The 14,187-nt window shown below is 71.8% G+C and carries 13 protein-coding genes and 1 pseudogene; 7 read left to right on the top strand and 7 right to left on the bottom strand.

Features of this window, described 5'->3' with window-relative positions; translation table 11 throughout:
* Positions 1–78: 78 nt before the first annotated feature.
* The gene (locus NFS20_RS13905; protein ID WP_251152392.1) at positions 79–411 is read right to left on the bottom strand and encodes a cupin domain-containing protein; all 333 of its coding nucleotides are present in this window, start codon (positions 409–411) and stop codon (positions 79–81) included.
* 83 nt (positions 412–494) lie between these two features.
* Here NFS20_RS13905 and NFS20_RS13900 point away from each other — a divergent pair, with 83 nt between their 5' ends.
* Positions 495–2,549 (top strand): ABC1 kinase family protein, encoded by a 2,055-nt coding sequence (locus NFS20_RS13900; protein ID WP_251152391.1) that lies wholly within the window; start codon positions 495–497, stop codon positions 2,547–2,549.
* 165 nt (positions 2,550–2,714) lie between these two features.
* On the opposite strand, the gene NFS20_RS13895 is transcribed toward NFS20_RS13900, so the two are convergent.
* The gene (locus NFS20_RS13895) at positions 2,715–3,104 is read right to left on the bottom strand and encodes a hypothetical protein (RefSeq protein WP_251152390.1); all 390 of its coding nucleotides are present in this window, start codon (positions 3,102–3,104) and stop codon (positions 2,715–2,717) included.
* Positions 3,101–3,778, bottom strand: coding sequence for an NAD(P)-dependent oxidoreductase (locus NFS20_RS13890; protein ID WP_251152389.1), 678 nt, complete (start codon positions 3,776–3,778; stop codon positions 3,101–3,103). Before NFS20_RS13890 ends, NFS20_RS13895 begins: the two co-directional genes overlap by 4 nt.
* Before the next feature lie 128 nt (positions 3,779–3,906).
* On the opposite strand from NFS20_RS13890, the gene NFS20_RS13885 reads away from it, so the two are divergent.
* Entirely contained in the window at positions 3,907–4,482 is a 576-nt protein-coding gene (locus tag NFS20_RS13885; protein WP_251152388.1) for a PadR family transcriptional regulator, read from the top strand.
* Between the two features lie 298 nt (positions 4,483–4,780).
* On the top strand, positions 4,781–5,746 hold the full coding sequence (locus tag NFS20_RS13880) for a COX15/CtaA family protein (protein WP_251152387.1): 966 nt from the start codon (positions 4,781–4,783) through the stop codon (positions 5,744–5,746).
* 327 nt (positions 5,747–6,073) lie between these two features.
* Here the strand turns inward: NFS20_RS13880 and arr are convergent, their stop codons facing one another.
* Positions 6,074–6,481, bottom strand: coding sequence for an NAD(+)--rifampin ADP-ribosyltransferase (gene arr, locus NFS20_RS13875; protein ID WP_251152657.1), 408 nt, complete (start codon positions 6,479–6,481; stop codon positions 6,074–6,076).
* 245 nt (positions 6,482–6,726) lie between these two features.
* Here arr and NFS20_RS13870 point away from each other — a divergent pair, with 245 nt between their 5' ends.
* Positions 6,727–7,368 carry a hypothetical protein gene (locus NFS20_RS13870; protein WP_251152386.1) on the top strand — a complete coding sequence of 214 codons (642 nt, stop codon included), beginning with the start codon at positions 6,727–6,729 and terminating at the stop codon, positions 7,366–7,368.
* Positions 7,369–7,415: 47 nt separating this feature from the next.
* Here NFS20_RS13870 and NFS20_RS13865 read toward each other — a convergent pair whose 3' ends face one another.
* Positions 7,416–8,183 (bottom strand): immunity protein CdiI family protein, encoded by a 768-nt coding sequence (locus tag NFS20_RS13865; protein ID WP_251152385.1) that lies wholly within the window; start codon positions 8,181–8,183, stop codon positions 7,416–7,418.
* A gap of 167 nt (positions 8,184–8,350) precedes the next feature.
* Here NFS20_RS13865 and NFS20_RS22290 point away from each other — a divergent pair.
* Both NFS20_RS22290 and NFS20_RS22285 read left to right on the top strand, forming a co-directional pair.
* A pseudogene (locus NFS20_RS22290) lies at positions 8,351–8,757 on the top strand (DUF1016 N-terminal domain-containing protein); the annotation flags it as partial.
* Positions 8,758–8,787: 30 nt separating this feature from the next.
* Positions 8,788–9,417, top strand: coding sequence for a PDDEXK nuclease domain-containing protein (locus NFS20_RS22285; protein WP_353050467.1), 630 nt, complete (start codon positions 8,788–8,790; stop codon positions 9,415–9,417).
* A 142-nt stretch (positions 9,418–9,559) separates the two neighbouring features.
* Here the strand turns inward: NFS20_RS22285 and NFS20_RS13855 are convergent, their stop codons facing one another.
* Complete coding sequence (locus tag NFS20_RS13855) at positions 9,560–10,549, bottom strand: universal stress protein (protein WP_251152384.1); 990 nt, start codon at positions 10,547–10,549, stop codon at positions 9,560–9,562.
* A gap of 27 nt (positions 10,550–10,576) precedes the next feature.
* A complete protein-coding gene (locus tag NFS20_RS13850) occupies positions 10,577–11,224 on the bottom strand; it encodes a hypothetical protein (RefSeq protein ID WP_251152383.1) in 648 nt (215 codons plus the stop codon).
* A 303-nt stretch (positions 11,225–11,527) separates the two neighbouring features.
* On the opposite strand from NFS20_RS13850, the gene NFS20_RS13845 reads away from it, so the two are divergent.
* The gene (locus tag NFS20_RS13845) at positions 11,528–14,095 is read left to right on the top strand and encodes an ATP-dependent Clp protease ATP-binding subunit (protein WP_251152382.1); all 2,568 of its coding nucleotides are present in this window, start codon (positions 11,528–11,530) and stop codon (positions 14,093–14,095) included.
* Positions 14,096–14,187 lie beyond the last annotated feature (92 nt).

The raw sequence follows: 14,187 nt of genomic DNA, 5'->3' as shown, positions 1-14,187 counted from the left end.
CGACGGGGCCGCCGACGCGTCCGCCCCGCGTCATGTCGGCGCCGCACGGCGGCGTCGGGACGTTACGGCGTCGGGACGCTACGGCGTCGGGACGCCGGTCACGGTCGTGAGCAGGAACGCGCTGTCCTCGAGCGCCGACACGGCGTGCCGCTCGTGCGTGAGGACGCGCAGCTCGCCCGCGCCCAGCTCGGTGTCGCCCTCGCCCAGCGCGGTGACGCGGACCTTCCCGCGCAGCACCTGGATCGACGCGGCGGGCGGCGAGTTGTGCTCGCCCAGCTCGACGCCCGCGACCAGGGCGATGATCGTCTGCCGCAGCGGGCCGTCGTGCAGCACGACCTCGGCGCTGCGGCCGTTCTCCGCGGATCGGGCGCCGGTGAGGTGGGCGTCGGTGAGGAGGTCGACGTTCGTCATGGGGGGCTCCGAGGGTCGGGGTTTCTCATCCTGCCGCGTGGCGCGCGACGCCGCGCGGGCGGCCGTCGGGAAGAGTGGGCGTCATGCAGGTGGTCTCGGGATTCCTCACCGCGCTCTTCGGTCTCCTCGCGACCGGTGTCATGCTCGCGCTGCTCGCCGCGACGTCGCGGCGCGTCATGGGCGCCCCCGTCGGGTGGGTGCGGGCCGGGGTGGTGTCCCTCCTCTCGCTGACCGGGGCGTCGTCCGCGCTGACCTACGGCATGCGCACCGCCGGCTGGGCGACGCCGGACGGTCGCCTCACCGTCCAGCCGCTCGTGGCGCTCGCGGCCGTCGCCCTCACGTTCGCCTGGGCGTTCGTGCTCGGCCTGTGCGTGCTGCTCGTGCTCGAGCTCCTCGTGCCCACCGGCACGGTCCCGACGCCGTGGCGTGCCGTGCGCGGGCTGCGCCAGGGCCGGCGCGAGACCCGGCGCTACGCCCAGATCCTCGCGATCGGGGTGCGGCACGGCCTCGGGGGTGCGCTGAGCCGCGGCGCCCGGCAGCCCGACGGGTCGCGGCTGTCCCGCACCGACGAGCAGCGGCTCGCGACCGGGCTGCGCGACGCCCTGAGCGACGCCGGCGTGACGTTCGTGAAGTTCGGCCAGGTGCTCTCGACACGCCGCGACCTGCTCACGCCCACGATCGCCGACACGCTCGCGACCCTGCAGAGCGACGTCCCACCGGCTCCCTGGGCGGACGTCGAGGCCGCGCTCGTCGACTCGCTCGGCCGCCCGGTCGACGAGGTCTTCGCCGCGTTCTCGGCCGAGCCGCTCGCCTCGGCGTCGGTGGGTCAGGTGCACGCGGCGCGGCTCCCTGACGGCAGGGCCGTCGTCGTGAAGGTCCAGCGCCCGGGCGCGCGCGAGCAGGTCGAGGTCGACCTCGCGATCCTCGGCCGCCTCGCGCGACGCATCGAGCGCGACACCGCCTGGGGGCGCTCGCTCGGGGTCGTGACGCTCGCGGAGGGCTTCGCGGCGTCCCTGCGCGAGGAGCTCGACTACACGACCGAGGCGGAGAACACGCTCGCGCTGCGCGCTGCCCTGCGGGTCCGCACGGACCCGGACGACGGCACGTCGACGGGCCCGGTCGTCACCGTGCCCGACGTCGTGCTCGAGCTCTCGGGCCCGACGCTCCTCGTGCTCGAGCACCTCGACGGCACGCCGGTCGGTCGCGCGGGCGGCCTGCTCGCCGGGACGGACGACGCGACGCGGTCCGCGCTCGCGACCCGGCTCCTCGCCGCGACGCTCGAGCAGGTGCTGGTCGCCGGGACGTTCCATGCCGACCTGCACCCCGGGAACGTCCTCGTGATGCCCGGCGGTGGACTCGGCCTGCTCGACATGGGCTCCGTCGGGCGGCTCGGCGAGCCCGAGCGGCTCGCGCTCGCCGCCGTCCTGCTCGCCGTCGACGCCGACGACGCCGTCGCCGCGACCGACGCCCTCCTCGAGCTGCTCGACGCGCCCCCCGACCTCGACGTGCGGCGCCTCGAGCGCGCCGTCGGGCAGGTGATCGTGCGGTTCCGCGCCGCCGGTGCGAGCGGGGCGATGTTCACCGCGCTCTTCCGTCTCGTCACCGACGCCGGGCTCGCCGTCCCGCCGCAGGTCGCCGCCGCGTTCCGCACGTTCACGTCGCTCGAGGGCACGCTGCGCCTCCTCGACCCGGGGTTCGACCTCGTCGCCTCGGCGCGGGAGACGGCGCAGCCGCTCGTGCGGCGGGTCGTGACGACGGAGGGCCTGCGCAACCGCGCGACGAGCCTCTTCCTCGGTCTCGCGCCCGAGCTCGAACGGCTCCCGCGACGCCTCGCGAAGATCACGAGCGACGTCGAGAACGGGCGGCTCACGGTCTCGGTGCGGACCTTCGCGCACGCCGAGGACCGCGCGTTCCTCGCCGGGCTCGTGCAGCAGGTCGTGTCGACCGTGATCGCGGCGGCCGCGGTCGTGGCGGCCGTCGTCCTGCTGGTGGCCGACGCCGGCCCGCAGCTCGGCGGCGGCGTCGCGCTCTTCCCCGTGCTCGGTGCAGCGCTCGGCTTCGCCGGGACGGTGCTCGGTGTGCGGGTCCTCGTGTTCGCGTTCCGCGGTCTGCCTGGCAGAACCGGGCACCGGCCCTGAACCCCGCGGCTCCGGTGATCCAGCCGGGCTGGTAGCGGTGCGTGCTGGAGAGGTGCGGGTGGCCGTCCGGGTGTACGCGGCCGGGCCGCCGGCAGACCGACCAGACGATGGCTCTCCGACAGCGCTCGAGCTACCGGTCGTGGTCCCGCGGGTCGTGACGCGTCGTCATCGGCGTGGCGTCGCTGACGTGCCCGCACGTGCGAACACCACGGCGAGGGCCGCGGATCCGAGTGCCTGGTAGGCCAACCACAGTTCGCCGGCACCGCCCCGCCCGAGACCGACCGCCAAGGCCGTCACGATGAGCCAGCCGGCGTCGTACGCGACGAGGTACTTGATGTGTGGTCGCAGGTCGGGGCTCCTCGACGAGAACGCGACTTCGCGTGCTCCGCACACGACGAGGGCTGCGGCGGTGACCAGCACCAGCCATGGGGCGACGTCGAGACCGTCGGTGAGGCGCGGGAGAAGGACCACGATGCCGACTGCGGTGATGACCTTGAAGGTCCCGTCGGCGCCGAATCCCAGGCGCAGTCGGCGGTCCGCGGCCGCGCGGTTCATGCTCGTCCGTCCGGCTGTCGGCCGGCCCGGCGTCTGCGGCTCGGCAGGCTCGCGAGGCCGTAGGCGGTCCTGCTGGTCTCCGGGTTCGTCGCGACGGCGAGCAGTGCGGCCGCGAGGTCTGCGCGACGGACGGTGCCCATGGCGTTCCGTTCGGGAACCAGCCGGTAGCCGGCAGGCGGCTCGTCGACGAGGTAGCCCGGCCGCAGGATCGTCCAGTCGATCTCGTCACCGGTCCCGCGCAGCACGTCCTCCATCGCCTCGAGGTCGGCGTAGACGAGCGGTCCGGACCGGCGCACGTACGGCCGAACGGTCTTGCGGAACCACCATGGCTCGCCGGCGCCGGAGCGGAGCACAGGTGAGGCGGACACCGCCACCATCCTGCGCACCCGATGGCGGCCCATCGCCGCGAGGAGGTTGGTGACGCCGTCCGCGCAGACGGGCGTGGAGTCCTGGTAGGACCGCTTGCCCAGGACGGACACCACGACGTCGACGTCGTCGGGCAGCGCGAGGCCTCGGCCTGTCACGACCTCGGCCTCTTGCACATGGACCCCGTGCGGGCGCTGGTACCGGGATGCGTCGCGAACCAGGGCGGTCACCCTGTGCCCGACGTCGACCGCCTGCCGGATCAGCAGCGTGCCTGTTGCTCCTGACGCGCCTGCCACGACGAGATGCATCCGACCTCCCGGTCCGCGAGGGGTGCCCGGCCGGAGCCGGGCCGCTAGTACAATTTGTCTAATCATCGCCGTGGTGGGGTTACTGGTCAAACTTGACGAACTTCGCCGGCGCGCCGAACGGAGGACGCATGACGACGACACGGCTGCTCATCCTGGGGGCGGTGCGCGAGCGGGGGAGGGCGCACGGGTACCAGGTGCGGCGCGATCTCGAGTCGTGGGGGGTGCACCTGTGGGCCAGCATCCAGCCGGGATCGATCTACCACGGCTTGCGGCGGCTACGGGACGACGGTCTCCTCGTCGAGGTGGAGGCGTCGCCGTCCGTGGGCGGCCCGGCTCGCACCGACTACGTCGTCACCGACGCCGGGCACGCCGCATTCCGCGAGCTGCTCGAGGATGCGCTCTCCTCCGACGAGGGCCCGATCGCCGAGACGATCGCCGGTATCGGCTTCATCACCGAGCTGTCGAGGCCCCGAGCGGTCGAGCTCCTGCGGATGCGGGTGGAGGCGTTCGAGCGGCGTCGCGCCCGGGTGGTCAGCGTGTACGAGCAGGAACCCGACGGCGACTGGCAGCACCACGTCGAGGCCGTACGCCTGTGGGCGCACACCGCCGACGCCGCGATCCAGTGGACCCAGGGCCTCATCGAGCGGCTCGAAGGGGGCGCGTACGAGATGGCCGGCGAGGGAAGCGCGCCGACGGACACGTGACCACGATCCGATGCACGGCTCGCTGCCCCGCCGGGTCGCCCGGTAGGTCAGCCGAGCTGCGCACCTCCGCGGACGGGATCGTGGGCACCCGTGTGGGCCCGGAACGCCCTCCGCATCGGTATCCGTGCGCGCGAGCGTGGCGGCCCCGGGCTCAGCGCGATCCTGACCTGCACCACCCTCGAGGTATCCCGGCGGGCGAGGCAGACGCCGTCGATCTCGTGCTCTCCGAATATCGTGGGGCCGACATCGCCGGGCACCCGCGAACCTGGCTGCTTATCACCCCGACGGAGCCTGACTGATGAAGACGCCCCTGAGCTGGCTCGCTGAACGGGTCCAGGTCGGGCCCGCCAACCTGACGATCGCGGCCGGCACGGCCCTGGTGGCCAGCGTGATGATCGTCGTCACCGGCTCGATCGTCCGCGTCACCGGGTCTGGTCTCGGCTGCGACACCTGGCCGAACTGCACCGCCGAAACACTGGCGCCCACCGCCGAGATGGGCGTGCACGGCCTGATCGAGTTCGGCAACCGGCTCTTGGCGGTCGTTCTGTGCGTGATCGTCGGATGGCTCATCGTCGTCGCCCGACTGCAGCGGGACGCGGACTCGGTCATCACCCGATGGGCCTGGGCGCAGTTCTGGGTCATCGTGCTGAATGCGGTCGTCGGGGGGATCACCGTGTGGACCCGGCTCAGCCCGTACGTCGTCGCCGGCCACTTCCTCGCCGCGATGCTGCTCGTGACCGCAGCCACCGTGACATGGCACAAGGTGCGGGCGCGTGAGGACGCTCGCCCGCCGGAGGCTTCGGGCCCGAAGGTCCGGCGGCTCGCGGGCGTCCTGCTGACTGCCACGGCTGCGCTCGTGTTCCTGGGGGCGCTGGTGACCGGGACCGGGCCTCACGCCGGCGACTCGGCGGACGTCCCGCGCATGCCGTTCGACTGGACCGTCGTCACCGTCCTGCATGGCGCGGTGGCTGCCCTCGCCGGGATTGTCGCTCTCGCGCTGTGGTTCGCCAGCCGGCACACCGTCACCGCCAGGGTGCACTGGCGCACGACGGTGTTCCTCGTGCTCTTCGCCACCCAGGCAGCGGTCGGGGTCTTCCAGGTGGCGTCCGGCCTGCCGGAGCTCGCCGTCGTGCTGCACCTTCTCGGGTCTGCGTTGGTCTGGATCGGCGCCGTTCGGGTCCTGCTCGATGCACGCGGCGACGTCGAGCACGGACCAGTATCGACCTCGGGGGCACAGCCCACCGCATCCAGGACCCGAGGCTGAATCCTGAGTGCCTCCGCGATCCAACCGATCACGGAGGCACCTGGCTCAGCACCAGCACCCACCGCGCACGCCTGCCCGGCGCTCTCGACGCGCATCGGCATGCCCGGCGACACGGCGGAGTAGCGGATGGTCGACCAGGGCCAGCGCGGGAGGGCGCGCGGCCGGGAACCCACCGAAGGAGGGGTTTCCAAGCATCCGGAAACCGATTCTGGCGTGGCTCAGCATCGGTCAGTTCCGACGTGCCGAATCGCGGCGGCCCGTCCGGTGCAACCCGCACCAGGCGGCTGCTAGAGGTGCGCGTTCGTCAGGGGCGAGTTCCTGGGCACGTCAGTTGATGATCTCGGCGCCGCTGTCTCGCATGGCCGTGACTCGCTCCCGCCAGGCCGCCAGCGCCTCGGGTGTCTGCCGGACCCAGTCCGTCACCTCCTCGACGACGGCCAGCGGCGAGCTCGTCCGGTAGGAGCGGGTGGGGTTGCCGGGGAACTTCTTGTCGGTCACGTTCGGGTCGTCTTCGAAGGCACCGGTCGGCTCGACGAGGTAGACGTGAGGTTCGGCACCGTCCGGTCCGAGCATCGCGGCGATCTGCGCCGCGAGGCCCGCGCCGTCACGCAGCGCGGTGAAGTAGACGTGGTTCATGACGACCTCCGGCCGATAGTTGGAGGCGCGGCCCGCGATGAGCCGGTCACCGGGCCGAAGCCGCGCGCGCGTGCCGTGGAAGAAGGGACCGTCGTCGATCCGCGGCGTTGTCGTCACGCGACGATCATCGCAGCCGTCGACGATGCGAGCGGTCGGCCGTATCCATAACCGTGCCTTGACCTGCACAGACGCGGACTTCGCCGCGAGGGGCGAGCCCATGCGTCCAATCAGCTCGCACTACTTACCTGGTAGGGGTGCGTGCTCGGGAGGTGCGAGTTGCTCCAGACGGCCACCGGAGCCAGCCTCTCCTTCCTGCTGAGGACAAAGGTGGGGATGATGAGTCCATGGGGCCCCGTCGCACGCGCATCGTCACCACGGTGGCCTGCGGCGTTCTGGCTGTGGGGGTCGCCGTGGGCGCGGTCCTGGTCCTCGGGCCGAACGGGCCCGACGTCGGCGCGCAAGCGACCGGCGCGAGCCCGGCGCCAACGGCGGAAATGAGGGCCACAGAACTCCCGAGCACCGAGTCGCCCGCTCAAGAGCCGGTCGCGCCCACCGGACTCGGCGCGGCGGTTCCTCCCGACCTCGTCGACGCCACCCGTGCGACAGGTGCGAGCGTGTACGTCTCCCCGAACGGCGACGGCTCAGGCCTGGTCGTCGACCCGACCGCCCACCTGCCCGAGCGAGTATGGACCGACATCATGTCGCTGTCCTCGCGGCCATTCACTGCGCAAGACGTTTCGGACATGGCCGTCGCTGCGCAGACCCAGAACAAGGCGATGCAGGCCGCCGGTCTGCAGGCGTTCTACGTGACCCGCGCTGCGACCGTTCATGGCAACCGCGTCGTGGAGCTGAACTACCGCGTCAGCGGCCTCAACATCCCGGACTCAGCCTCGTTCGGCTCGGCGATCGCCCCGACCCGTGACGGTGCACTAGCGCGAGCCGACGCGATGTTCGCGGCCTACCCGGAGGTTCCGCTCATCGGCTAAGCCGGGTGGCTCCGCACCTTGCACCCGTTTCTGGCCTATATCGACCATTATGGCGTATCTGACCGATTCGGACCACGTGGTGCTCTCCTCGACCCTCGGTCGTCACCGTCAGCGCCGTTCGTCTCCCAGTAGTCGAGGGTGACCGTCCACGGTGACGGCAGCGCCGCGCGCAGCGCGGCGAGCAGGCGGTCGGCTTCGGCGCGATGCTCGGCGGCGAGAGCTGGGTCGACCCAGCCGTCGACGTGGTCGTAGTGGGTGTTGAAGACCTGTGCCCACTGGCGAAGTCGCGTCGCGAGCCCTTCGTCGAGCAGGCTTTTCATCTCCTCGGCCGCCCCGTTGGACACCGGCCACAGGGGCCATTTCACGGTGTAGTCGTTCATCAGGCGGACCGCGTGCGGGTCGGGCCGCGACTCACAGTGTTGCGCCGCCGCGGTTGATGCGCGGCCTGGGCTGAAGACGGTGCCCGTGCGAGGGGCCACGGCGAACCAGCGCCCGTCTGGCGGGGCAGCGGCAGGGGTCTCACACGGAGTGTCTGCTCGCGTTGACTGGTCGACGCCGGATCCGTGCACGGTTCCCCCGGCGCGTAAGCGTCGCAGGGCGGCCTCCATGGCGGCGATGTCGGCACGAACCCGTTCGCCTTCCTGCGGCGAGAGCCGCCTGAGCTGCAGGTTCAGGACAGCTCTCTCCTGCTCGGGCGTCAGGTCAGCCAGCGGCAACGGCTCGCCCGCCGCGATCGCCGCGGTGACCTCCCGCCATCGAGTCTGTGCAAGCGCGATCGCCCGCAGGAAGCGCAACTCCGCCTCGAGCAGCTCCACGTCGGCGTGTGTCGGCCGTCGATCCCCCATGAGAGCACAGTAGTGATCGGGCGCAGGGCCTCACTGATCGTCGTGGATCTGTCGCGATCTTGCTGATCGAGCCAGCACCACAGGGTCGGGGAGGCACCGGCGCACTGCGGATCGGCCCGTGGGCGCGGTGCGGCAGGATGTCGCGCATGGTGTCGTCGGGGAGTGAGCTGGAGCCAGCCGGGTACGCCGAGCTCCTGGCGGAGCTGAAGGCGCGGGTGCGCGCGACGCGGTTCCGCGCGGCACGCGCGGCGAACACCGAGGTGCTACGCCTGTATTGGTCGGTCGGGCGCGACATCCTCGATCGGCAGCGCGCGGCGGGCTGGGGAAGCAAGGTCGTCACGTCGCTGGCCGCGGACCTGCAGCGCGAGTTCCCCGACCAGCGCGGCTGGTCACGGTCGAACCTGCTGTACATGCGCGGGCTGCGGAGGCGTGGCCGACGGAGGAGGAGTTCGTCCACCACGTTGGTGGACGATTGCCGTGGTGCCATGTCACGGTCCTGCTCGACCGGCTGAAGACCCGCGAGGAGCGGGACTGGTACGCCGCGAGTGCGGCCGAGTACGGCTGGTCGCGCGCGGTGCTCGAGCACCAGATCAAGGCCGACCTGCGTCGCGCCGTCGGGGCGGCGCCGACGAACTTCACCGATGCGCTCGAGGCCCCGGATTCTGAGCTGGCGCAGCAGCTGGTCAAGGACCCGTACGTGTTCGAGCACCTGGGCCTGGTCGAGCGCATCGCGGAGCGCGACGTCGAGCAGGCGCTGATGGACCGGCTGCAGGACACGATGCTCGAGCTCGGTCGCGGCATGGCGTTCGTCGGGCGCCAGGTGCGCCTGACCGTGCCGGACGACGCGAGCGACCGGGTGGACGAGTTCTACGTGGACTTGCTCTTCTTCCACGTCGAGCAGCTGCGGTACGTCGTCGTCGAGCTCAAGATCGGGCCGTTCGAGCCCGCCCACGTCGGCCAGCTCGGCACGTACGTCGCGATCGTCGACGACCAGTTCCGCCGGCCCGAGATCCACGCCCCGACGATCGGGATCCTGCTGTGCACGGGCAATACCGGCCCCACGGTGCGGTACGCGCTGGCCGGTACCCGGGTGCCGATCGCCGTCGCGGACTACCAGGGCCGCCCCGCGGACGCCCGCGGCGCGCTGCCGAGCGCGGCCGAGCTCGAGGCCGTGATCGAGGACGAGCTCGACCACCGCGCCTGAGGCTTCACAACCCTTTTAACCAGTCAAAACTCCGCGCCGATAAGCAACCTCTTGCCCGGGCACCCGGGAGTCCTTCCCTCCGACGTTCAGTTTCGTCAGGTGGTTCGGCGAGGCGAGAGAGCAGCGAGAGCCCTGGCCGGGTTCAGAGTTCCGTGGAGCCCGAGGGGTGCGTCGCCTCGGGCGGGCGTACGACCGTGACGGGGCAGTGCGCGTACTCCGTCGCGTGCCGGCTCACCGAGCCGAGGAGGAGGCGGTCGAACCCGCCCACGCCGCGGTTGCCGAGCACCAGTCGCGACGCATGCGACGACGCCTCGATGACGCCCTTCGCGGCCTGTACGTGCCGGACCGTGCGGACCACGCGGTCGTCGGGCAGGTCGACGCCCGCTGTCTCGAGCGCGGTGTCGAGCGTCGCGGCGGCGAAGGCCTCGTAGTCGTCGATCGGCGGGGCCCAGCCCCACGAGTCGGGCAGCGGGGCGAGCGTGACGATCTGCCAGCAGAACAGCGCCTCGAGGGTCGCGCCCGTGCGGCGGGCGACGTCCGCCCCGTGCCGCAGCGCGTGCACCGACGTCGCGGAGCCGTCGACCCCGACGACGACGGGCCCCACCCGGTTCGCGGTCGTGCCGCGGACGACCGTCACGGGCACCGTCGCGTGCTGCAGGACGGCCGACGGCACCGAGCCGAGCACCATGCGGCTGACCCGGCCGCGGCCGCAGCGACCGACCACGAGCAGGTCGGCGGGGCCGCCCTCGGCCCTGCTGTCACCGTCACCGTCACCGTCGCTGCCGCCGTCGATCTCTACCTCGACCTTGGCCTTGGCCGCACCCTCGCCCTCGGCGAGCGCGAGCAGGGACGTCGCGGCGTTGCCGCGGACCTCCGTCGCGACGACGTCCACGTCCGCCGCGCCGAGCCCCGTGCGCTCGCGCGCCGCCTCGACCCAGCCGGCGACCGCGTCACGCCGACGGGCGCCCCGAGCGTCCTCGTCACCGGTGTCCTCGCGGCCGGCGTGACGTCCCGGGTCCCACGCGAGCACGGCCGTGAGGCGCGTCCCGCGCGACGCGGCCTCGTGCAGCGCCCAGTCGAGCGCCTCGTCCGACCCCTCGGACCCGTCCACACCGACGATCACCCCGCGCACCGCGCCACCTCCGTGTCCCGTAACCGGTCAGAGCTCGCCGTGGTCCTCGCCGTGGAGGATCGCGCGCAACGGCGCGGTCACGACGTCGACCCGCTCCAGCAGGTCGCCCGGCCCGGCGATCACGACCGCCCGGTCCTCCACCACCACGTACACCGCGGCGCTGTCGCGCACCCGCGCGTGCAGCCCGGCGACCTCGGCGCCGTCCACGACGAACGGCGCGCGGGAGAGCGATGCGGCGTCGACCTCCTCGACGATAGAGCGCATGGCCGCGCGGTACTCCTGGTAGGAGTCGAGGAAGTCGTCGTCCGCGGAGTCGGCGTGCAGCGGCGCGGCGAGCGCGCTGCTCAGCGCGGTCCGCAGGATCTCCGCGGACTGCTCGTCGTCGGCCGCGACGACGCGCAGCGTCTCGACGTCGAGCGTCTCCCCGGAGAACGAGACGTAGGAGCGCAGGAACCGCTCGTCCGTGAGGTCGTGGGTGCCGTCGCCGACACCGGTGATGGTCTCCTCGTCGAGGTCGAGGCCCCACGTGAGCGGGTCGGCGACCTCGGCGACGACGCCGTGGAACCGGTCGACCACCTGCTCCCACGTCGCCGGGGTCCCGTCGGGACGTCCGACGGCGCCGTGCTCGCGGCGCGCGGTCGGCTCCTCGGGCTGCTGGTCCGGTCCGTGCGTCATGATCGCCCACCCTTCTGCCGGTGCGGGGGCCGCACCCCGAGCCTGCCGCCGCGGAGGGGCCGGGTCAACGCCCGGGGCGCGTGTCGTCCCTGCCGGGCGTCGAGGAGACGCGCCGGACCCGCGGCGCGAGCACCCGCAGGTCACGGCGTGACCCCTCAATCACGCCCCTGGCGAACAACGGCATACGGAGGGGGTGTGCCTCGTTCGGACCGCATAGAGTCAATGCGGTCAGGCTGTACTCGGCGATTCCTGGAGGCCAGGGACGTCGGTGCGCAGGTGTAGGCCGCTCGTGAGGAGCAGCACATGTTCGAGAGATTCACAGACCGAGCCCGTCGGGTCGTCGTCCTCGCCCAAGAAGAGGCGCGGATGCTCAACCACAACTACATCGGCACCGAGCACATCCTCCTCGGCCTCATCCACGAGGGCGAGGGCGTCGCGGCCAAGGCCTTGGAGTCCCTCGGGATCTCCCTGGACGGCGTCCGCACCCAGGTGACCGAGATCATCGGCGAGGGCCAGCAGGCCCCGAGCGGGCACATCCCGTTCACGCCGCGTGCCAAGAAGGTGCTGGAGCTGTCGCTGCGCGAGGCGCTGCAGCTCGGCCACAACTACATCGGCACCGAGCACATCCTGCTCGGCCTCATCCGCGAGGGCGAGGGTGTCGCAGCCCAGGTGCTCACCAAGATGGGTGCCGACCTCAACAAGGTGCGCCAGCAGGTCATCCAGCTGCTGTCGGGCTACCAGGGCAAGGAGCCCGTCGCCGCAGGCGGCCCCACCGAGGGCCAGCCGTCCGGTTCCGCCGTGCTCGACCAGTTCGGTCGCAACCTGACCCAGGCTGCGCGCGAGGGCAAGCTCGACCCGGTGATCGGGCGCGCGCTGGAGATCGAGCGCGTCATGCAGGTGCTGTCGCGCCGCACCAAGAACAACCCCGTCCTCATCGGCGAGCCCGGCGTCGGCAAGACCGCCGTCGTCGAGGGCCTCGCGCAGGACATCGTCCGTGGCGACGTCCCGGAGACGCTCAAGGACAAGCAGCTCTACACGCTGGACCTGGGCGCCCTCGTGGCCGGCTCGCGCTACCGCGGCGACTTCGAGGAGCGCCTGAAGAAGGTGCTCAAGGAGATCCGCACGCGCGGCGACATCATCCTGTTCATCGACGAGATCCACACGCTCGTCGGTGCCGGTGCCGCCGAGGGCGCGATCGACGCCGCGAGCATCCTCAAGCCGATGCTCGCGCGCGGAGAGCTGCAGACCATCGGCGCGACGACGCTCGACGAGTACCGCAAGCACGTCGAGAAGGACCCGGCCCTGGAGCGTCGCTTCCAGCCGATCCAGGTCGCCGAGCCGTCGCTCACGCACGCGATCGAGATCCTCAAGGGCCTGCGCGACCGCTACGAGGCGCACCACCGCGTGTCCATCACGGACTCCGCGCTCGTCTCCGCGGCCACGCTCGCCGACCGCTACATCAACGACCGCTTCCTGCCCGACAAGGCGATCGACCTGATCGACGAGGCGGGCGCGCGCCTGCGCATCCGCCGCATGACGGCCCCGCCGGAGCTCAAGGAGCTCGACGAGGAGATCGCCGAGGCGCGGCGCGAGAAGGAGTCCGCGATCGACGCGCAGGACTTCGAGAAGGCCGCGGGCCTGCGCGACACGGAGAAGCAGCTCACCGCGAAGCGCGCCGACAAGGAGAAGGCCTGGAAGTCGGGCGACCTCGACACGGTCGCAGAGGTCGACGAGGAGCTGATCGCCGAGGTCCTGGCCATGGCCACGGGCATCCCGGTCTTCAAGCTCACCGAGGAGGAGTCCAGCCGGCTGCTCCACATGGAGGACGAGCTGCACAAGCGCGTCGTCGGCCAGGAGGCCGCGATCAAGGCGCTGTCGCAGGCCATCCGCCGTACGCGTGCCGGCCTCAAGGACCCGAAGCGCCCCGGTGGGTCGTTCATCTTCGCCGGCCCCACGGGCGTCGGGAAGACCGAGCTGGCCAAGGCGCTCGCCGAGTTCCTCTTCGGGGACGAGGACGCGCTGATCCAGCTCGACATGTCGGAGTTCTCCGAGAAGCACACGGTCTCGCGGCTGTTCGGCTCGCCCCCCGGCTACGTCGGGTACGACGAGGGTGGCCAGCTCACCGAGAAGGTGCGGCGCAAGCCGTTCTCGGTCGTCCTGTTCGACGAGGTGGAGAAGGCCCACGCGGACATCTTCAACTCGCTCCTGCAGATCCTCGAGGACGGTCGCCTGACCGACTCGCAGGGCCGGGTCGTGGACTTCAAGAACACCGTCATCATCATGACCACGAACCTCGGCACGCGGGACATCGCCAAGGGCGTCCAGACCGGCTTCAACGCCGGCGGCGACCTGGTGACGTCGTACGAGCGCATGAAGGCGAAGGTCAACGACGAGCTCAAGCAGCACTTCCGGCCCGAGTTCCTCAACCGCGTCGACGACGTGGTGGTGTTCCCGCAGCTCTCGCAGGACGAGATCATCCAGATCGTCGACCTGATGATCGCCCGTCTCGACGGTCGTCTGCGCGACAAGGACATGGGCATCGAGCTCACCCCGGCCGCGAAGCGTCTGCTGGCCGAGAAGGGCTACGACCCGGTCCTGGGCGCTCGTCCGCTGCGCCGCGCGATCCAGCGCGACATCGAGGACGTCCTGTCCGAGAAGATCCTGTTCGGCGAGCTCAAGGCCGGCGAGATCGTCCTGGTCGACGCCGAGGGCGAGGGCCTGCTCGGGGAGTTCACTTTCCAGGGTGTCTCCAAGGGCGAGCACGACCGCGGCCCGGTGAGCGTGGGCGCGGCCGCCGCGCTCGACGCGCCGACCGGCGTCTCGGTGCGGGACCTGCCCCCGACCGGCGAGCTGCAGGCCGGCGCGGAGTGACACGCTCCCGCCGCGCCTGACGCGCGACGCCTGACCGGCTCGACCGGCTCGACCGGCACAGCCTGACCACGACGGCCCCGGACCTCCTGCGG

Origin of the sequence: Cellulosimicrobium sp. Marseille-Q4280, from assembly GCF_943181405.1 — a bacterium.
Classification (GTDB): Bacteria; Actinomycetota; Actinomycetes; order Actinomycetales; family Cellulomonadaceae; genus Cellulosimicrobium.
This window is presented reverse-complemented; position numbering and strand designations above follow the sequence as displayed.